Raw genomic sequence first — 1393 nt, forward strand, 5'->3', positions numbered from 1 at the left:
CCAGAAGCTTGCGCAGCCGTTGATTTTCTTCTTCCAACTGCAGGAGATCCGCCATTTCATCGATCGCTGTCGTCGGCGCGGCCGAGGCGGTCTGCACGGCCTTCGGAGCACGGCGCACAGGTGCGCGCTTGGCGCTCGCCGCACCTTCGATCACCTTGGTCTTGCGCCCTCTCCTCTTCACGCCACCGGCGCCGGCCAGAGCAGCCGCTGGCTCTGCCGTAGCGTCAGCTGACGCGGTCTCGAGTGCCGCCGCTTTCTTGGCGCGGGGTTTGCGCTGTTTCTTCGGCGCAATGGGCGTTTCGACAACAGTCGGCACATCGGCACTAGTTGCCGTATCAGTCTCGTCGGCCATGCTCATCTCCTGTGTATCTGATGCAGTTGTCGACGCCCTGAGAGGCGGTGTCAACAACGACTCGGCCGGATCTGTTTTTGGCAAAGACATTTCACTATGGGATTTGCCGTTCTGAGAGCTGCCTGACAGAAATGGCATTGCCTCTTCCTCCAGGTCGCGAGCGACGGACTTTAGATCTACGTTGCCCCAGATCGAGTTTGACCTGGTATCGAGTTTTCGCCTGCCGGTTTTGTACTCGACGGCAAAGCTGCGTTGCACTTTCTTCAATATAAGAGGCCTTGGAGTATCCGCAGGATGGTTTGGTGATATGCTGGTACATCACGAATAGCGCCTACCGGACTACCAGTCTACACCCACCGTCGTTCCGATCCACCGCATCATCCCGTGAACAGAATCTGTGGCCAATCGAATGGGGCTGAGGACGGTCTATTCGGTCAAAGTTCTTGAAGCAAAAGGCGACCAGTAGTTCGTCCCGAGACTTTCTCCAGGTTCCCGACGATCCATTATGCGAGCTTCTCCAGAACGAACACCATGGCAACCTGCCAGGCAGTGGCCTCGAAAGCTCGCGGTCCCACAAAGGATCCGTCGGTTGCGAATCCCCACTTTATTACGTTTTCGGTTTCCGCAGCCGGCCGCCCAGGCTTCAAATTCTAAGCAGAACCAACGTTCTCCATACTCGGGACTGATCTTCGTTTGTGCGTAGTATCGCTGCCCGGCATGGGGAAGATGCGTTCGAAGCACCTGCGTTCCAGAACGCGGAAGGCCGCCGCAAGCGGCCTTTTGTTCGCTACTGACCGCCGTGTCACCGGCGAGATGCGCCTGCCGAAAGCCCGAGCCAAAACCGGACAGTCCGCAACCAGCGAGGGCCAGCGTTCATTCCTTATCGCTTTGACCGGAAATCGAACCCGCAGCCCCGCGATTGCAGCAACAGCGGCAGCCAATCTACTGAAAATTCCGGCTCTTGATCTTCAGCGTATCGATATGAAGATCCGGCACTTATCCCGAGTCCGAGACTATGCCGAGCGCGTTCGCTAAAGCCCG

At 57.6% G+C, this 1393-nt stretch carries 1 protein-coding gene and 1 pseudogene; both read right to left on the bottom strand.

Annotated elements, in window-relative coordinates; all coding sequences use genetic code 11:
- On the bottom strand, positions 1-619 hold a 619-nt coding region (locus AF337_RS13650; RefSeq protein ID WP_049732494.1), incomplete at its 3' end, for a hypothetical protein.
- Between the two features lie 360 nt (positions 620-979).
- Positions 980-1081: pseudogene (locus AF337_RS45380) on the bottom strand (sunset domain-containing protein); the annotation flags it as partial.
- Positions 1082-1393: the final 312 nt, after the last annotated feature.

Origin of the sequence: Rhizobium ecuadorense (assembly GCF_001187535.1) — a bacterium.
Lineage (GTDB): Bacteria > Pseudomonadota > Alphaproteobacteria > Rhizobiales > Rhizobiaceae > Rhizobium > Rhizobium ecuadorense.